We start from the raw sequence: 18,430 nt of genomic DNA, 5'->3' as shown, positions 1-18,430 counted from the left end.
TGAAGCAGTGATAAATAGAGGCTCTAAGATATGACTATCATGCGTATTTCCGGGTGTTACGGTGTTACTATTGTCCCCAATTCAAATCCATTGCGGTATGCTGCTGCCGTATGAAACAAATGGGCAAACTGTTTTGTTCGTTCATCTTTCACATAGTAGCCACTCTCAGGATCAGTGGAATTTCTTTAATCTCCTTGGTTTCTTCCTTGATAAATTTATCTGGTGGAAAAGGCTTATTCCCACGTTTTCACGATCTTGATTTATTTCTTCTTGAAGGCGTCCTTGATAGGCCCGTGTTAACTTTACGAACGCTTTTTTTTCAAATTTCGCTTATTCGCACTGGCTTTCACATGTGTGGAATCAACAATTACATGCAGACGCGATAGAAAATCTGTTCAAACAGGTCAGTATCTTTAAGGCGTCGCTCATAATTTTTCCCGAAAAAACGTGGCGGTTCTTCAAAATTTCGTGGTATTAGTCACGAACAAGTTTGTGTTTTAATTGCCAGATACCGTCAAATAACTACTTATTCACGTGTTCTTGGTAGAGGGCATATTGTGAAAACCCAATTAGACAAAGCTATCGACTCTAAAATGATATCAGACAATAGGCTCTGCACAGATGCTTGAAGGGCTTTTTCTTCGTATGCAAAAAGCGAAAGATTGGAACATTACCACTTTAATATCAGATGGTACAGAACGTGTTAAAAGACTGTACCACATCCAGAATGTGAATAACTATAACAGCCGTTAAAAGGCTGGATGCAACGATTCAATGGATATAGTGAAACATCGTAGTGATAATGTATTTATAAGTAAAATGATTGTAGATATCTGTTTGTTACCAATTAACGAAACTTACAGTCATTAGAACGTACAATATAGTAATGATGACCTAAAAAAAACAGGGAGGAAGAAAGTATGAATTTGACCCCAAAACAACGAACCTTGTTGCTATCATTAACCACTGAATGGCAGACACCGATTCAAATTGCTGGTCGTCTTCCGAAAGAATGGGGAAATCTATCCTGTGTAAATCAGTCGCTTAAAGGTTTAATGCGTAAAGGATTGGTGCAAGCTAATCCAGTTATGTTCGGTCTGTTTCGATTAACCACGGATGGCACGACCATAATGGAGTTAGAATTGGGTGAGAACTAATGAAATATAGGCAACGTACACAAGAGGATAAAATTCATTTTATTTGATTAGATGTTAGTTCAATGAAAAATAGTTTTTTCAATCACAATAAAAATTAACATAGCCTAAAACAAAAAAGACTGTAGGCAAAAGGAGTTCTATCTAACTGTTAAAACAAAGTTGATTGGAACGGAAGGTACGAGACTCTTGCGGAAAGCGAGTGCCTGAAGAGGGAATTAACGGTCAAATAAGAACCAAAAAAACTGTAGACCAATTCAATTATTATCGAGTTTGTCTACAGTCTGAAAGCGCGTCCAATTACATCGGATCCGCTTTTCTTATATCCAATCCAAAACTCTTCAGGAAACCTTGCGTCTATCTAAAAGATAAATGATTATTTATTAAATGTGGTTTGAAGCCTAAAAGATTTTCAACTTCAAGCACTGGATGGGCTTTTTCGCGCAGGGATGAATGTTACCTCAATTGATCGATCCGGATTCAAACCATACTCCCCATACATTTTAAGGCTGCAGGTTTCTATTTTAACATTAGAATCTTAGTGAAAAACTTCCTCAATGGGTCCATGTTATTTTTAGGAGAGGCTAATTGGAAATGGTGATTTTTAAAATACCCCCTCATTCCTTATAGATCCAATATTAAAACAAAAAATTAATAAGGGTGGCTTTATCTTTTTTTTACGGTCGATAAGTTTTGCTAATCTTAATATTGACTGGTTTATTAAAGCATGAATTTTTATGTTTATGGGTAAAGGCATATAAAAACTAACAAAAGGAGTGAATATGCATGCTGAAGAAAAACACCTTAAAAACGACAAAAAGGGATGATATGATTGATGTTACGACTGAAGTACAGGCATTCATCATGGAGAATGGGATTCAAGAGGGCATAGCCCTTATTTATTGTCCACACACGACTGCAGGGATAACGATTAATGAAAATGCAGATCCCGATGTAAAAAAAGATATGCTTAGAAGATTGGATGAGCAATACCCATGGAATCATACATTGGATTTACATATGGAAGGAAATACTGCTGCCCATTTAAAATCAAGTACGGTTGGTTCTTCACAACAGGTGATCATCCACAAAGGGAGCTTAATCCTTGGTACCTGGCAGGGAGTGTATTTTTGTGAATTCGATGGTCCTAGAGAAAGGCAATATTTTATTAAATTATGTGTCGATAGGTAAAAATGGCAGGTATAGCAACGATAAAATGGGAGGAAGCGGATTGGAAGATGTTTGGATTGAAGGAAGCAGAGTAATATTGAGGAATGTTAAACAAGCAGACTTAAAACGTTTATGGAGCCTGAAATATGGAGAAGTCAATCCAGAATGGAAAAAGTGGGATGCACCCTATTTTCCCCTTGAACTCATTGATTTCCATACGTATATCGATAAAGAAACGAAGCACCGAACCTATGATGAAAAGATGGGGGTTTATTCCGAACTATTAATGGAAAAAAACGATCAAATAATAGGTTCTGTTGTATATTACTGGGAACATGAACCATCACGTTGGCTGGAAATAGGGATTACGATTTTTGATCCCAAGTATTGGAATGGCGGTTATGGAACAGAAGCGATAATGATGTTCATAGGCTATTTATTCGAAAATCTGGAGATTGAACGGGTCGGACTGACTACTTGGTCAGGTAATGAACGTATGATGGCAGTTGGAGAAAAGGTAGGCATGCAAGTTGAAGGCAGGATGAGAAAATGCCGTTATTATGATGGTCATTATTATGATTCAATCAGAATGGGAATACTACGTGAAGAATGGGAATCTTTAAAATTTCGAAGTTAATTGACCCGTGAAAATTTTTCCTTTATTTCCTTGGAAAAAATTTAGCGCTGTTTTCTCCTATATGGTCTGTTATCCTTGGAAGATGCTTAACGAGGAGGTTACAGGATGAAATTATCAGTATTAATAACCGTGATAATGACTCTAAGTGTCATCGTACTTGGGATAGCTTTTCCTAAGGGAACGACCAGTCTAGCTTCTGATGGAGCAACCAAACATGTCATTAAACAAGGTGAATCGATATGGGATGTTGCGAAGCAGTATGGTGTCCCAATCAAAAAGTTAAAAGAAGTCAATAATAATGTAAATAATGTTGCCGAGCCTGGTAAAACATTGATTATTCCACATGTAATGAATGAAAAAGATAAAGAATTATTAGCAAGGCTTGTGCATGCAGAAGCCAAAGGGGAGCCCTACAGAGGGAAGGTCGAGGTGGCAGGAGTCGTTTTGAATCGCCTTGATAGCAATGAATTCCCTGATACGGTCCGGGAAGTGATATATCAAAAAAATCAATTTTCGCCCGTTGGTGATGGCAGTATAAACAAAGCAGCCGGAAAAGATGCCAAAAAAGCTGTCAATGAAGCTTTGGCGATTCATGGCTACACAAATGATGCCTTATATTTTTGGAATCCTAGTATTTCGGACAGCGAATGGATGAAACAATTGGACGTAATCAAAATCATCGGCGGCCACCATTTTGCCATATAAACGACATGAATAGAACCGGCTCACCAACTAAGGGATGCCGGTTTTTTATGTATAAACTTTCCCTTAAACGATATCATCCCACATCTCACGGGGATTCAGTTCATAAATACTGTTTTCTCGGTACATGATGCTTCCGATAATCAGTTCACGTCTAATCGTTGCATAATCATCATGGAATGACTGGATGAATTCATTCAGTTCTTTTTCTGGATATTTTCGCCCTTTTTCCAAAAGTCCGGCAATATGATGAAGAACGATCAGTTTCTTTTTTCTCTGTGCTGGTATGGTTTTCAATCGGCCATTTTGTGTCAAGAAGTTTGCAAGGATCTTTTTGTGCTCCATAATCATTTTTTGATTTTCCATTTTATTGGATTCCCCCTTATTTGAAACCATTTTAGGTAATGCTGAAGAATAATGATCCAGGACATCTTCATTCAAAAAATAATATACCGTATTTTTCTCCCTTCGATCCTTCACTAAATTAATGTCCTTCAATTTCGTTAAATGGTGTGAAATGGTCGGTGCTGTCAATTTTAATATTCCTGCAAGTGCCTGTCCGTGTTTTGGACCGTTTGCCAGAATGGATATAATCCTGATCCTGGTCACATCACCAATCGTTTTGTGGAAAGCGACCAATTTTTCTAATTGCATTATTATCCCTCCTAGTTAGACCACTATCTAATTAGATAATAATCTAATTGGTGGATGATAATCAAGTTTATATTCACTTTTCTATATTGCTTTGAAGATTTGATGTATAATTTAGGTTAATTCTAAAAGTTTTTTATCTTAAGGAGCTGTAACATGGCTAATACACATGTTTATACAAAAAAAGAAGAAGTGGTCAATGCGATAACCCACGGTGTCGGTGTTTTGTTGAGTATCGCCGCTCTTGTGTTTTTAATAATCTTCTCAGTCCAAAAAGGTTCGCCTTGGCATGTAGTCATTTCAGTCATTTATGGCGTTTCCATGCTTCTTTTATATGTTTCATCCACTTTAGTGCATAGTTTTCCAGAAGGAAAAACGAAGGATATATTTGAAATCTTTGATCATTCAGCCATATATATATTCATTGCAGGAACATACACGCCCATCATGCTCCTGGTGATTCAAGGTTCACTAGGCTGGACACTCCTAGCAATTATTTGGGGAGTTGCAATCATTGGCGTTGTCTTCAAAGCCTTCTATGTGAAAAAGTTCCTATTCCTTTCGACGATCCTCTATATTGCGATGGGGTGGATGATCGTTATCGTATGGGGCCCGCTCTCGGCAACCATGCCCACAGCTGGTATCCATTTACTGATTGCAGGGGGCTTGCTTTATACGTTTGGAGCTATCTTTTATGTTTGGCGCGCTTTTCCGTTTCATCACGCCGTTTGGCATGTATTCGTGCTTGGGGGTTCTGTCACTCACTTTTTTGCTGTATTGTTTTATATCCTTCCACTATGATCAAATTTAACGATTCTTTAATTTGGTCGATCTTATGATATCTGAATGTTTCTTGAAGTTTTAAATGACCCCTTTTAGGAAATAAATAGGGTATACAAACTAAGAAGGAGGAAAGATCAATGAAAAAATCAATCAAATTATTATCAGTACCGTTTGCCGCGATGCTTGTTTTGGCTGGCTGCGGGGAAGAAAATGATGAAGTGAAAAACCCGCCGGTTCAGGAAAATGAAAATCAAGCGGAAACAAATCCTGAAACAGGAAACGAAAATAATGAAAAACTGCCTTTCACTTATAAGGATTTTCAATTAGAAGTGGATTATAAGGGCAATGATAACGAATACGAAGCCGAATATGATACCATGGGAGCTCAAACAGAAGCTTCGATCGAGGACAAGCAAAACAAACATGAAGTTTATGGTGATGAAGCAATGAAAGAATTAACACCGATTTTAGAAAAGTTGACATTCACCAAAGATTCAACAGAGGAAGAAGTCATTCAAGAAGTGACAAAAGCTTTTGATTTGAAGGATGACTATCAAGAGTTCGATTTAGAGGTCGTTTTCGATGACGGTACGAAAAAAGAATATAAAGTGAATAATAAGTAACTGAATCATGTTACTATATTCTTTATTAAGGAATTAAATGGTGGCATATTCATGTGTGTCCTCAATAGTTGTCAAATTACTGTTACTATAGTAAAATGATTACGGTTAGCAAAGGGGATAATATACATTTGCTATTCATATTCGGACTTATGGGGATAGGACCGCAATAAATACTTGCAAAAAAGATTCTTTTTTAAGAGTCTTTTTTTTGTGTGTGCAAGTGTTCGGGAAATTGAATTATGAGGAAAAAGTGAATAGACGAAAGAGAGGGTACCACAAGCAGTACCCTCTCTTTCATTTACCCATCATTGGGAAAGTGTTGTACTTTTCTTTGGCAGCATATTAGCCGATGCTAACCTTGAACGGATAGTAATGCCAAGCCAAGATGCAAGAAATGCCTTTAAAACGCCTACGATTATAAATGGAGCAAAACCGCTGGCAAATGCCACTGTCCATGATAATGAGCTCATATATTTTAACCAAACTGTACCGATAATCAAAGTAAGTATCATCCCGATAATATTTGCAATGAAAGCCATTGCAACTGAGAACCGCGTTTTTTCCAATATCAGACCGGTTATATATACTGTCGGGATATAGGATAATAAATAACCGCCAGTCGGACCGAATATCTTAGCAAGTCCTCCAGACATTTCAGCGAATACTGGTACTCCGGCAGCTCCTATGAACAAGTATAATAAAACGGAAGAGGTTCCATAACGTGAACCCAGTATAGTAGCTGCCAATCCAACAGCTAAAGTCTGTCCTGTAATCGGTACCAAGGGCAGTGGAATTGTAATTTGGGCTAGTATTCCTATAAGTGCTGCAAATAAAGCTGTAACCATCATCATCCTTAACTTCTCATGACGTTCCTTCATCGTGTTTCCTCCTAATGTAAACCTAGTTATCGAACGAGTTAACATATAAAGAATTCTAATATGTTAAGTAAACACTGTCAATAAATATTATGAATTTTATTTTAATATTGGTCTTAATATGACCAGATTTGTAAAAAAAGAAAGAAAAATGGATGTCAGTTTCAAAAGTTGGTAAAAAGATGAAACTTTTTGAATGTGTCATTCGTATGAATGGTAAGTAGAGTAAATGGAGGGGATTATAACCATATATTATCAATGTTGGTAAAACGCTTATCCTAGGTCCTTAAAGTAGTAAGCGGCTAGGAAAAATCGAATTTAAAGGATGAAAGAGATGGAGTTATTTGGGGTTCCATTAGAAACAGTCTATTTATATGGATTAATTATATTCGGAGGGCTAACATTCTTATTTATCTTGTTTAATGATATTTTTTCCGGCCTTGAATTACCGGATATATTTAATCCAACTCTCATTTTTAGCTTTTTGACCGTGTTTTTTGCGAGTGGGTTTTTGCTTGAATCGCTTTCAGGACTTAATGCTGGATTGAGTGCAGGCATTTCCCTGCTCATTTCATTTACCATCGTCACTTTACTGAATGTATTTGTTTTGATTCCCATCTCATCAGCGGAAGAAAGTTTAACATTCCATGAGAATGACCTGAGAGGGAGGGTTGGTAGGGTTCTGACATCAATCCCGGTTGACGGGTTTGGTGAAGTCCTTATTGAAAGCATCAGTGGCAGCATTGCGAAAACTGCGGCGAGTTATAAGAATGAAGGAATTGTTTCTGATACAAAGGTCTTGATCATTGAAGTTAAAAATGGGGTTGTCTATGTTTTGCCCCATCAGGATTAAAAAAGGGTAGGAGGAAAATTATGTTTAATTTGATTTGGGTTGTTGTCGCCATTGTTGCATTTTTACTTATCGCACTTATCGCTGTCTTTGTTACGAAATACCGAACGGCTGGTCCTGATGAAGCATTGATTGTGACCGGAAGCTACTTAGGCAGCAAAAATGTTCACATCGATGAATCAGGAAATAAAATTAAAATCGTCCGCGGCGGAGGTGCTTTCGTACTGCCGGTGTTCCAGCAAGCGGAACCATTGAGCTTACTGTCAAGCAAACTAGAGGTCTCGACTCCTGAAGTATATACAGAACAGGGTGTTCCTGTCATGGCCGATGGTGTGTCGATAATCAAGATTGGCAGTTCGATCACCGATATCGCCACAGCCGCAGAACAATTCCTTGGTAAATCAAAAGATGACCGTGAGCAGGAAGCACGGGAAGTCTTAGAGGGACATCTTCGTTCCATCCTTGGTTCGATGACAGTCGAGGAAATTTATAAAAATCGTGAAAAGTTTTCCCAGGAAGTACAAAGGGTAGCTTCACAGGATTTAGCTAAGATGGGACTCATAATCGTATCATTCACCATTAAAGATGTCCGGGATAAGAACGGATATCTTGAATCGCTTGGTAAGCCAAGGATTGCGCAAGTGAAAAGGGATGCCGATATAGCAACCGCCGATGCAGAGAAAGAAACGCGAATCAAGCGAGCCGAAGCTTCGAAGGAAGCCCAGCGTGCCGAACTAGAAAGGGCAACCGAAATAGCCGAAGCCGAAAAAATCAACAAGCTTAAGGTTGCGGAATTCCGGCGTGAGCAGGATATTGCCAAAGCACGAGCTGACCAAGCTTACGATCTTGAAACGGCCAGATCCAAACAGGATGTAACGGAACAGGAAATGCAAATCAGGATCATTGAACGTCAGAAGCAAATTGAGCTGGAGGAAAAAGAAATCCTTCGTCGTGAAAAGCAATATGATTCAGAAGTGAAGAAAAAGGCTGATGCCGACCGTTATGCGGTAGAGCAGGCAGCCTCAGCTAACAAGATGAAACAGATTACAGAAGCGGATGCCGATAAATATAAAATAGAAGCAATGGCGAAAGCGGAAGCGGAACGTGTTCGCATGGACGGTCTTGCTAAAGCGGACGCACAAAGGGCACAAGGTACCACTGAAGCGGAAATCATCCGGTTAAAAGGGGTAGCAGAGGCAGAAGCGAAGCAGAAGATCGCTGAAGCTTTTGAACAGTTCGGGCAAGCGGCCGTAATGGACATGATTTTGAAAATGCTGCCGGAGTATGCTAAACAAGTGGCAAGCCCGCTTAGTAATATCGACAAAATTACTGTTGTGGACACGGGTGGAAGCGGTGCGAATGGCGGGGCTAATAAAGTGACCGGGTATGCAACGAATTTAATGGCGACATTGCAGGAATCATTAAAGGCATCTTCAGGCATTGATGTCAAAGACTTACTTGAGAATTTCTCAGGAAAGCGGAATTTGCCAATATCCACCATCAATCAGGAGAGTGTTGAAGCGAATATGAATATGGCAGCAAGCAAGGAAGAGTAACAGGGGAAAAATTTAAGGGAGGTAAGAGCACTAACATGCTCTTACCTTTTTTGAATCGTGTATGTTATAAGAAAAGGCTGGATCAGTTACTGAAGTGAACCCAAAAAGTTAGATGCTTTATTTAATTAGGCAACCTTGAGGGCATGAACCCGGTAATCTACTGGGCTCATGCCTTTTAATTTCATTTTGATTCGTCGGTGATTGTAATGGATATAATCTTAAAGTTCTTGTTTGAAATGCTCAATGCTGTTGAACTTCTGTAAATAAAGTAATTCAGATTTTAGTAAGCCAAAGAAGTTTTCTATGACTGCATTGTCTAAACAATTTCCTTTGCGGGACATACTTTGTATAATGTTATGTCTTTTCAAATCATGTGAGTATTGTTTCATCTGGTAATGCCAGCCCTGATTTGAATGAAGAGGGGGGATCTTTCGATTCCAATCGCATAAAGGCTAAGCATCTTGGAAAACTGGGTGCAGTTCAAAATTTAGATAAACATTTTCTTTAACTTAACTATATTTATTCAATTTTTTAACAAATGCATTAATTGCTTTACATAGTCTTCTGGTTCGTTAACTAAAGCCTCTTTTAGTTTAAGTACATTCCTTTATAATTCGTATTGAAATGAACAACGACCCTATAATTATAAGTTCCTTTCTAAAAGTTTTCCTACTTTTTCTGCCATTTCCTGTGGTGGATAAGGCATCCCATTTTTTAGCCACCATTCCACTACACCAACGTAAGCATTGGCAACAAATTCGACAACTATATCTTCGCTTTGACCAAGGTTTTTGCCCTTTGTTATATCCACGTCTTTTTTGAACTCTTCGATATTATGTAGAACAAACCGACTACGAAAATACCGAGCTCCTTCACTGGCCAACATCGTTGAAAAAAATAAATAATTATTTTCAAGATACTCCATGCAGTGTACAGTCGATTCAATCCAATCCAGTTCAGTTTCCGACTCACAAAAGTCACTCATGTTCGTAATATGTTCTTCCATGATCTTATCCAACAGATCAAATTTATCTAAATAATGAAGATAAACAGTTGCACGGTTAACATTTGCCCTGTCAGCAATATCCTGAATGGTAATACTATCGAAATTTTTTTCTGACATCAATTCAAGAAATGCTTTTTTAATTGCTCCTTGAGTTCTAACTATCCTTCTATCCACTTTTGCCATGTTATCAATACCATACCTTCCTTGAGATAATCGACAATTTTTATTGATTTGTTGTCTAAACAACAAATCCGGTTAAATTAACGAGTGTGATGTCTTGTTTTGTTTATAGTTATATTATAAATTATTGACAGATGTCGTAAAAACATCAATTGTAACTTTTATTTTACATGAAAGGATGAAAAAACGAAATGACAATTGAAAACAAAGTGGTTGTAATTACAGGTGCAAGTTCAGGTATTGGGGAAGCCACAGCTAAGCTGTTAGCTGAAAAAGGTGCAAAAGTTGTACTTGGTGCAAGACGTGAAGAGCGTTTAGCAAAATTAGTTGAAGAAATTAGATCGAACGGTGGTCAAGTGGCTTATCGCGTTACAGATGTGGTTAATCCAGATGATAGTCAGCAGCTTGTTCAACTAGCTAAAGACACTTTTGGTGGTGTCGATGTAATCTTCTTGAACGCTGGACTAATGCCTAATTCACCACTTTCCGAATTAAAAACTGACGACTGGAACAGTATGGTTGACGTTAATATTAAAGGTGTATTGAATGGTATCGCCGCAGTATTGCCAACATTTACATCGCAAAAGTCTGGACATATCATTACTACTTCATCAGTAGCTGGGCTTAAAGCTTACCCAGGCGGTGCGGTTTATGGCGCAACAAAGTGGGCTGTTCGTGATTTAATGGAAGTTTTGCGTATGGAATCTGCCCAAGAAGGTACTAATATCCGCACAGCAACTATTTATCCAGCAGCGATCAATACGGAATTGTTGGATACGATTACTGATAAGAATATTTCAGAAGGTATGACTGCGTTGTATGAACAATATGGTATTTCACCTGATCGAATTGCCAATGTTGTTGCATTCGCGATTGACCAGCCAGAAGATACGAACGTTAATGAGTTTACAATTGGACCAACAAGTCAACCTTGGTAATACTTTGTTCATCATGGGCGAGCACGCTCACTCACGATGCCATAGTGAAGATGCTTACGAATTGGCGGCAATATCAAAAGAGCTGTACATCGTTCCAAATGCAGGACATGTTGATTTGTACGACAAGACGGATTTGATTCCATTCGACAGGTTGGAAGCATTCTTTACCGAGCATTTAAGTAACAATCGCTTCAAAGGCTCTAATCACCATCGCAGATCAGAAGGAACCACCGTTTCGCTGGATTGGTGGTTCAAATGCCATCGCTAGTGCGGAACAGAAAGTCGCAGAGCAAAAGCAGGTCAATGCCTATCGTGACCTTTCGGCTTCCCTCACTTATGAGGATGCAAAAGCTCTCAGACGAAGTAACTTTGAATTCTTCGAGAAGAAATTTTAATAAAATGCCTCCATTGCTTTTTGGGGGCATTTTATTGAGGATAGGAGATCATTTTATGACTAAACGAAATAACTTGCTGATTTTCATATTGACCATAGGAGTTTTCGGAATTATAAATACTGAAATGGGGGTTATTGGGTTATTGCCTTCCATTGCAGATCACTTTCATATCAGTGTATCAAAAGCAGGATGGCTGGTGAGTCTTTTTGCTCTTACTATTGCTGTATCTGGACCAACGATGCCGTTATTGTTTTCTGGGATAAATCGTAAGAAGGTCATGTTACTTGTATTAGGAGTTTTCGTTTTGGGAAACATTGTATCCATATTTACAACTAATTTTATCATTCTATTAATTGCTCGTATAATTCCAGCCTTTTTTCATCCAATTTATTGTTCTTTGGCATTTACAGTAGTTGCTTCCTCAGTAAGTAAAGAAGAAGCTCCAAAAGCTGTTTCTAAAGTATTTATAGGAGTATCTGCTGGTATGGTAGCCGGCGTACCGATCGCAAGTTTTATTGAAAGTGCCGTTTCGTATGAAATGGCGATGGCATTCTTTGCTATAATTAATTTTATTGTATTCATTGCTACATTGATTTTTGTACCATCCATGCCTGTTGAAGAAAGACTTTCTTATGGGACACAATTTTCCGTATTAAAAAAACCTATTATATGGCTTTCCATTGTGACTGTCATTTTATTAAACGCAGCTATATTTGGGGTTTATAGTTATTTTGTTGAATATCTGAAAACAGTAACGAATATGTCCCCTAATACCATAAGTTTAACGTTATTCATCTTCGGTGGGGCCAGTATTATTGGAAACATTGTCGCAGGAAGGTTACTTACTCATAGTGCCATTAAGTCTGTAGTATCTTTTCCTTTGTTATTGGGTGCTGTTTACATCATTTTATTCTTCACAGGACAGTTTACCGTACCTATGGCAATAATAACTTTAATTTGGGGAATATTGGCTGGAGGGATAATGGCAAATATTAATCAATATTTGATTGTGTCTTCAGCTCCCGAAGCGCCTGATTTCGCCAATGGGTTATTTATATCATCCTGTAACGTAGGAACAACATTGGGTGCAGCTGTAGGCGGGTTATTTATATCACAAATGGGTACACAATACGTCGTATTAGTGGGAATCCTATCATTGATCCTAAGTTTGGTAACTATTTTACTAAGAAACTATATGTATAGTCCTACAGAAAAACTTTCTAAATCTGCTCTAGCCCAAGATTAGTAGTCATAGAATGGAGGTTTTAAAATGTCAAAGGATATAAAAGTTGCACTTGTTACCGGTGGGAACCGAGGAATTGGGTATGAACTGGTCAAACAATTGGCTTTGAATGGTTTTAAGGTCATTTTGGCAAGTCGGGATCCAGAAATGGGTCATGAAGGTGCACTAAAACTTAAGGAGTTAAATCTGGAGGTTTCGTTTGTGACGTTGGATGTAGATAATCAAGAAAGCGTCAGTCAAGCTGCGATTACAGTAAATGAGCGGTATGGAAGGTTAGACGTTTTGATTAATAATGCTGGTGTATATTTGGATGAGAATAAAAAGTTAGTGTCTATGGACCCTTCCATTCTGGAGAAAACAATGGCAACAAATTTCTTTGGAGTTTACCATGTGATCCGTTCCTTCATTCCCCTCATGGAAAAACAGGGCTATGGGAGAATTATTAATGTTTCCTCAGAATATGGGGCGATGAGCGAAATGTCATATCCAGGAGTAGGAGCTTATAAGATGTCTAAATTTTCCCTAAATGGATTGACACGATTGGTAGCCGCAGAATTGAATGATGATATCAAAATAAATGCAGTCGATCCGGGATGGGTAAGCTCAGATATGGGAGGACCATCGGCTCCAAGAACACCTAAGCAAGCTGCGGAGTCTATCCTGTGGTTAGCGACGATTGGACCTGAAGGACCTAATGGCGGCTTTTTTAGAGATGGAAAACGAATCGATTGGTAACATTACTATTACTTTGTGTATTTGGGAAATAAATAAGGGTTACACAGAGGTTACCTTGGAAATTCTCACTAGTTTTGTTGGATGGTTAAGGAATCCATTCCAAAGTAATTCAATAACTCCGTTAAAGCACAAAAACAGAGAAAACTATTAATCTTACTATTACAGCAGTAACTAATTTCTATGGTTATTTTTCATCGAACCACACTTAAACACAAAGTAAAGAAACAGTATAATATTGTTCAACTAAAATATGCTTTACTTCAATAAGGGAGTTGCTCGTCAGCTCATTTTCTTACAGAACTAAAGGGGCAGCTTGGTTTCAGAAAATGGTGTTTTTACAATATAGAGAAAAAAAAACCCCGAAAGATCGGGGTTACAGACTGTAGACAAACTCGATGAAAATCGAGTTTGTCTATTTTTTATGAGTTGTACAATTTGGCCGTTGATTTTCCACTCCAGGCACTCGCTTTCCGCGGGCGGTCGGGGAGCCTCCTCGGCTTTCGCCTGCGGGGTCTCCCCTAGACGCGCTTTTCCCGCAGGAGTCTCGTACCTTCCGTTCCAATCAACTTTGTCTTACCTTTTAGATAAACACTTTTGCCTGGAGTCATTTTTGTTTTAAAATAGAAGTATTAAAACTTGAGGTGATGAGGATGCTTTCTAAACATGATTCTATTCAGCGAGATCAACTTGAAATGATTACGTTAGATCAACTGGTGCCACTGAACCATTTGGTTCGTAAAATGGAGGCTGCCATTGACTTCACTTTCATTTATGACTTGGTGAAAGAGATGTATTCAGAGGTAGGACGCCCAAGTATTGATCCAGTTATTTTAGTTAAACTGACATTCATTCAATATACCTTCGGTATTCGTTCCATGCGTAAAACGATTGAAGAAGTTGAAACCAATATGGCTTACCGTTGGTTCTTAGGCTATGGTTTCCATGATAAAGTACCTCATTTCTCTACGTTCGGGAAAAATTATGAGCGACGCTTTAAAGATACAGACCTGTTTGAACAGATTTTCTATCGCATTTTAATGACAGCTGCTAATAAAAAGTTAATAAGTGCTGAACACGTTTTCGTGGATTCCACACATGTGAAAGCCAGTGCGAATAAAAGGAAATTTGAAAAGAAAATCGTTCGTAAAGAAACACGAGCGTATCAAGGGCGTCTTCAAGAAGAAATCAATCAAGATCGTGAAAAACATGGAAAGAAGCCTTTTCCATCAGATAAATTTGATAAAGAAGAGACCAAAGAGATTAAAGAAAGTACAACGGATTCTGAGAGTGGCTACTATGTGAAAGATGAACGAACAAAACAGTTTGCCTATTCATTCCATGCGGCCGCAGACCGCAACGGTTTTGTATTGGGAACGATTGTAACACCTGGAAATATACATGACAGTCAGATCTTAGAGCCACTAGTTGAACAAGTGATTGAGAAAGTTGGAAAACCGGAAGCCGTTGCCGCAGATGCAGCTTATAAAACACCAGCGATTACAAGCTACCTATTTAACAAAGAAATCATACCGGCTTTACCTTATACACGTCCTCGCACCAAAGAAGGATTTTTCCGCAAACAGGACTATGTATACGATGAACATTTTGATTGTTACCTTTGTCCTTCGGGAGAGCTATTAAAGTACTCAACAACCAATAAAGAGGGCTATCGCGAGTATAAATCACCCAAACACACTTGTGCGACATGCTCATTTTTATCTCAGTGTACAGAAAGCAAAGACCATCAAAAAGTGGTGACACGGCATATTTGGCAAACACATGTGGAAGAAGCAGATCATCTGCGTCATCATCAAGATGTAAAAACTATATATGCGAAACGTAAAGAAACGATTGAGCGTGTATTCGCAGATGCAAAAGAAAAGCATGGTATGCGTTGGACAACTTTAAGGGGACTTAAAAAATTGTCGATGCAGGCGATGCTTACTTTCGCTGCCATTAATTTAAAGAAGATGGCCAATTGGACATGGCGAGGTCCAAAAATGGCCTAACATAGTGGGCTCGTAGAGCCCCAATCTCCTAACTTCAGGCAAAAATTCAAAGGGAATCTCAAAAAGGGGTTCGGAATTTTTTAATTCCGAACCCCTTTTGTCTACAAACTGAAACCCCGAAAGATCGGGGTTATTTTTTATTTACTTGACGTCCACTTTTTTTGGAGCTCTGTGAACTTGTGTTTCCAATTTGAAATTCATTACCTAATTCAACATCATTTCTTTTATCCTGTTTCTCGATTTGCTTTCGCGTTTGATCCTTGTTTTGCATCCCTTGTTTAGACAATACGTATCCATCTGCTTTCAATGTTATTGTTTTTAATATGCGCAAGTATAAGGGAAAATACGTATGATTTATTTAAAAGATAATAAATGTACTAATAGGTTCTGGAAATAAAACTTTCTTGTTGCATTACGGGTGCGTTATCTGAAAATCGAAGCTGTCTTTAAGGCAGCTTTTGTGGATTTAAAACAAAGATCAACCTGTTGTAATAAAGTTGCATCGTTTTGAAAAAGGTCAACTGTTTATATGTGGATTTTTGATAATGTAGGATTTTCTCTTATTAAGCAAATGGGCCAGATTGTAAAGTAAGATTGTACAACTAAGGTTAGAGAAGGATTTCACGAAACTAAAATAGAATTTCACACTAATACTTTTAGATGATTTATTGGATAGATTCTCTTTATTTTATGAGTAATATTGCATGAGTACTAATGAGATCAACAAAAATACGAGGTGTCCAAACATGAGTTTTTATTTTAAAGAATGTAAACAAAGTGATATTGGGGATTTAATCCAAAGATATGTTAGTACATTAAGTTCTCCTATTGATTCCTTTTTAGAGGAGCACATTCTCAATTCCGTATTTTATACAATCAGTTACAACTCTGAAGTTGCAGGTTATTATGCCATACATAGTAATCAGTACCTAACTCAATTTTATTTAGATTTATCATACTACAAAAAATCCCAAGAGATTTTTGACAATGTTCTTAAGGATCATTCAATTCGGTCAATACTGGTTCCAACATGCGACGAACTTTTTTTAAGTTTGGTATTAGATCATGATTATAAGATCGAAAAACAAGCTTACTTTTTCCAAGATAACAAAGTGGAAATTCCAAAGGGAAAATTATTTAAAGATGGGGAATTCAGAGCTGCGGTGCCTAGTGATGCTGCAAAAATAACTGAGGTATGTCAGGACTTCATTGATAAAGTGGAGGAACGTATTGAAAATAGGGAAATATTCACCTACACCAAAGGAAGTATTCTGCTTGGAATAGGGATTATGGAAACAAGTAAGTTACTTGATAGATATGGAAATATCGGCATGTTTACAAATGAACAATACAGAAAAAAAGGAATAGGCAGAACGATAATTCATCATTTAAAGGAACGGTGTTATGACAATAATCTAAATCCGATTTGCGGTTGTTGGTATTATAACACTCCCTCGAAACAAACGTTAGAAAGTGCTGGTATGGTCTCTAAAACAAGATTATTAAATATCAAAGTCCTATAGGTAGAAAATGATCAAAAATTTTTATAAAAACCAAACTTAAATCTGCTGGAGAAGATTCCATTTTGATCAATCTTTTTTTCAAAATGGATTCTTTTTATTTATCGTAAAATACTGGTTTGTGAGTTAATTTTGATCAAACTTTATTTCAAAGCAACAGCTTATTCTTATGGAACTAACGTGGCAGTTTAGTTGAAGATTGAATACGTTGCAAAAAGGGATTTATACTGTTAAGGCGAATAGTTAATAATTGGATTTATTTTGAAATGGAGAGATATTAAGAGTTAAGAAAAGACCTAAATAGAAAGGTTGTTTTATTTGAACAAATTTGACTGCGTTTCTGAAACAGGAAGATTAGTAATAAGACCATTAAAGGAAAATGATTTTAAAAATTGGCTTAGCGAATTTAAAAATAGACATCCTTCTCAACACAGGTATGATCAAGGGAAGATTGATATGAGTGAATGTATAGAGGAATGGTTTACCAACTTAGTGGAAAAACATCAAGAATTAGCAGTGGATGATATAGCATATGTTTTTGGTGTCTTTAGGAAAGAAGACGGTACACATCTTGGAACGATAGATTTTTCCACCTTAGAGAGAAATGACTTTCAATGGGGTAGGATAGGTTACACTATTCATAATCAATATTGGAGAAATGGTTATTGTAAAGAGGCAGTAAAAGAAGCCCTTAATATCGCCTTTAAAGACTTAAATTTCCACCGAATTGAGGCTCATATAAACGTTGATAACACACCTTCTTATAAGTTAGCAGAGAGTGTAGGCATGGAGTTTGAATGCATAAGAAAAGGATTTATTTTTGAATTTGGTGAATGGACTGATAATCTGGTTTATTACATAAATTCCAAATAGAAAATTCTTCAACTACGAGGTTCGGTAGCTTAGATCTGGGGCTACCATAAGGTGGAATTTTTGCTTAATTAACTAAAGGGGCAGAATAGTTGATGAAGGTATTTATTGTTCAGAAAGAGAATAGTATTCGGTAAAGGTTGATTTTTAAGGAGTAAACAAACTTAATATCAGGAGGGGAAAATGGTTGATTATAGTTATGAGAAACAACATCTGAAAAAACTCAGGACTTTTATTTATATCACGATAGCATTAATTTTTTCAATGTTATTTATATTTATTAGCATTTTTCTTTTGTATTTTTCTATGTCAAGCATTTTAGACGTTGTGTATTTTCCACCAAAACTAGCGATTTTTTCATTCATAATTTCTATTGTATTTTCTGTTTTAGCTATAAAAAATCTCTTTGGTAAGATTTTGTTAGTATTAAACATATTTCTAATGCTATTTATGATTTTTTATGGACCATAAATAGATACAAGAAGACTAACTTAGGGTGAAATAGTGAGGCTGTTGTTTAGACAGCCTTTTTT

The 18,430-nt window shown here is 37.3% G+C and carries 19 protein-coding genes and 3 pseudogenes; 16 read left to right on the top strand and 6 right to left on the bottom strand.

Annotation, left to right across the window (positions count from 1 at the left end; genetic code table 11):
- Positions 1-15 precede the first annotated feature (15 nt).
- A pseudogene (locus QUF78_RS15505) lies at positions 16-457 on the bottom strand (IS5/IS1182 family transposase); the annotation flags it as partial.
- Between QUF78_RS15505 and QUF78_RS15500 the strand changes: the two are divergent.
- The 5 genes and pseudogenes from QUF78_RS15500 to QUF78_RS15480 form a co-directional block, all read left to right on the top strand.
- A pseudogene (locus QUF78_RS15500) lies at positions 438-870 on the top strand (IS1595 family transposase); the annotation flags it as partial. The pseudogenes QUF78_RS15505 and QUF78_RS15500 overlap by 20 nt on opposite strands.
- A gap of 50 nt (positions 871-920) precedes the next feature.
- On the top strand, positions 921-1,157 hold the full coding sequence (locus tag QUF78_RS15495; protein WP_289325365.1) for a hypothetical protein: 237 nt from the start codon (positions 921-923) through the stop codon (positions 1,155-1,157).
- 783 nt (positions 1,158-1,940) lie between these two features.
- Positions 1,941-2,345: a secondary thiamine-phosphate synthase enzyme YjbQ gene (locus QUF78_RS15490; RefSeq protein WP_289316099.1), complete on the top strand. Its 405-nt coding sequence runs from the start codon at positions 1,941-1,943 to the stop codon at positions 2,343-2,345.
- A 40-nt stretch (positions 2,346-2,385) separates the two neighbouring features.
- Positions 2,386-2,961 (top strand): GNAT family N-acetyltransferase, encoded by a 576-nt coding sequence (locus QUF78_RS15485; RefSeq protein WP_289327330.1) that lies wholly within the window; start codon positions 2,386-2,388, stop codon positions 2,959-2,961.
- A gap of 105 nt (positions 2,962-3,066) precedes the next feature.
- Positions 3,067-3,666, top strand: a complete 600-nt coding sequence (locus tag QUF78_RS15480; protein ID WP_289325364.1) for a cell wall hydrolase — start codon at positions 3,067-3,069, stop codon at positions 3,664-3,666.
- A 63-nt stretch (positions 3,667-3,729) separates the two neighbouring features.
- Here the strand turns inward: QUF78_RS15480 and QUF78_RS15475 are convergent, their stop codons facing one another.
- Positions 3,730-4,317, bottom strand: coding sequence for a DUF2087 domain-containing protein (locus QUF78_RS15475; protein ID WP_289325363.1), 588 nt, complete (start codon positions 4,315-4,317; stop codon positions 3,730-3,732).
- 153 nt (positions 4,318-4,470) lie between these two features.
- Between QUF78_RS15475 and trhA the strand changes: the two genes are divergently transcribed.
- Together trhA and QUF78_RS15465 are read left to right on the top strand one after the other, a co-directional pair.
- A complete protein-coding gene (gene trhA / locus QUF78_RS15470; RefSeq protein WP_289325362.1) occupies positions 4,471-5,115 on the top strand; it encodes a PAQR family membrane homeostasis protein TrhA in 645 nt (214 codons plus the stop codon).
- Between the two features lie 119 nt (positions 5,116-5,234).
- Positions 5,235-5,720 (top strand): YusW family protein, encoded by a 486-nt coding sequence (locus QUF78_RS15465; RefSeq protein ID WP_289325361.1) that lies wholly within the window; start codon positions 5,235-5,237, stop codon positions 5,718-5,720.
- 305 nt (positions 5,721-6,025) lie between these two features.
- Here QUF78_RS15465 and QUF78_RS15460 read toward each other — a convergent pair whose 3' ends face one another.
- Complete coding sequence (locus tag QUF78_RS15460) at positions 6,026-6,598, bottom strand: biotin transporter BioY (protein WP_289325360.1); 573 nt, start codon at positions 6,596-6,598, stop codon at positions 6,026-6,028.
- A 331-nt stretch (positions 6,599-6,929) separates the two neighbouring features.
- On the opposite strand from QUF78_RS15460, the gene QUF78_RS15455 reads away from it, so the two are divergent.
- Together QUF78_RS15455 and QUF78_RS15450 are read left to right on the top strand one after the other, a co-directional pair.
- Complete coding sequence (locus tag QUF78_RS15455) at positions 6,930-7,448, top strand: NfeD family membrane protein (RefSeq protein ID WP_289316106.1); 519 nt, start codon at positions 6,930-6,932, stop codon at positions 7,446-7,448.
- Positions 7,449-7,468: 20 nt separating this feature from the next.
- Positions 7,469-9,001 (top strand): flotillin lipid rafts scaffold protein FloT, encoded by a 1,533-nt coding sequence (locus QUF78_RS15450; protein WP_289325359.1) that lies wholly within the window; start codon positions 7,469-7,471, stop codon positions 8,999-9,001.
- A gap of 125 nt (positions 9,002-9,126) precedes the next feature.
- On the opposite strand, the pseudogene QUF78_RS15445 reads toward QUF78_RS15450, so the two are convergent.
- Together QUF78_RS15445 and QUF78_RS15440 are read right to left on the bottom strand one after the other, a co-directional pair.
- Positions 9,127-9,420 (bottom strand): annotated as a pseudogene (locus QUF78_RS15445) (IS3 family transposase); the annotation flags it as partial.
- Positions 9,421-9,644: 224 nt separating this feature from the next.
- The gene (locus QUF78_RS15440) at positions 9,645-10,190 is read right to left on the bottom strand and encodes a TetR/AcrR family transcriptional regulator (protein ID WP_289325358.1); all 546 of its coding nucleotides are present in this window, start codon (positions 10,188-10,190) and stop codon (positions 9,645-9,647) included.
- 188 nt (positions 10,191-10,378) lie between these two features.
- On the opposite strand from QUF78_RS15440, the gene QUF78_RS15435 reads away from it, so the two are divergent.
- From QUF78_RS15435 to QUF78_RS15405, 7 genes are all read left to right on the top strand, one after another.
- Positions 10,379-11,125: an SDR family oxidoreductase gene (locus tag QUF78_RS15435; protein ID WP_289325357.1), complete on the top strand. Its 747-nt coding sequence runs from the start codon at positions 10,379-10,381 to the stop codon at positions 11,123-11,125.
- Positions 11,100-11,393, top strand: coding sequence for an alpha/beta hydrolase (locus QUF78_RS27885; RefSeq protein ID WP_353957913.1), 294 nt, complete (start codon positions 11,100-11,102; stop codon positions 11,391-11,393). The genes QUF78_RS15435 and QUF78_RS27885 overlap by 26 nt, the downstream gene beginning before the upstream one ends.
- Before the next feature lie 182 nt (positions 11,394-11,575).
- Positions 11,576-12,766 (top strand): MFS transporter, encoded by a 1,191-nt coding sequence (locus QUF78_RS15425; protein WP_289325356.1) that lies wholly within the window; start codon positions 11,576-11,578, stop codon positions 12,764-12,766.
- 24 nt (positions 12,767-12,790) lie between these two features.
- Positions 12,791-13,498, top strand: a complete 708-nt coding sequence (locus QUF78_RS15420; protein ID WP_289325355.1) for an SDR family oxidoreductase — start codon at positions 12,791-12,793, stop codon at positions 13,496-13,498.
- Between the two features lie 650 nt (positions 13,499-14,148).
- On the top strand, positions 14,149-15,507 hold the full coding sequence (locus tag QUF78_RS15415; protein ID WP_289323635.1) for an IS1182 family transposase: 1,359 nt from the start codon (positions 14,149-14,151) through the stop codon (positions 15,505-15,507).
- A 704-nt stretch (positions 15,508-16,211) separates the two neighbouring features.
- The gene (locus QUF78_RS15410; protein WP_289325354.1) at positions 16,212-17,030 is read left to right on the top strand and encodes a GNAT family N-acetyltransferase; all 819 of its coding nucleotides are present in this window, start codon (positions 16,212-16,214) and stop codon (positions 17,028-17,030) included.
- Between the two features lie 315 nt (positions 17,031-17,345).
- Positions 17,346-17,900, top strand: coding sequence for a GNAT family N-acetyltransferase (locus QUF78_RS15405; protein WP_289325353.1), 555 nt, complete (start codon positions 17,346-17,348; stop codon positions 17,898-17,900).
- Between the two features lie 233 nt (positions 17,901-18,133).
- On the opposite strand, the gene QUF78_RS15400 is transcribed toward QUF78_RS15405, so the two are convergent.
- Positions 18,134-18,331 carry a hypothetical protein gene (locus tag QUF78_RS15400; RefSeq protein WP_289325352.1) on the bottom strand — a complete coding sequence of 66 codons (198 nt, stop codon included), beginning with the start codon at positions 18,329-18,331 and terminating at the stop codon, positions 18,134-18,136.
- Positions 18,332-18,430 lie beyond the last annotated feature (99 nt).

Origin of the sequence: Peribacillus sp. ACCC06369, assembly GCF_030348945.1 — a bacterium.
In the GTDB taxonomy this organism is placed as follows: domain Bacteria; phylum Bacillota; class Bacilli; order Bacillales; family DSM-1321; genus Peribacillus.
Note: the sequence above shows the minus strand (reverse complement) of the source record. Positions and strands in the feature narration are given on the sequence as shown.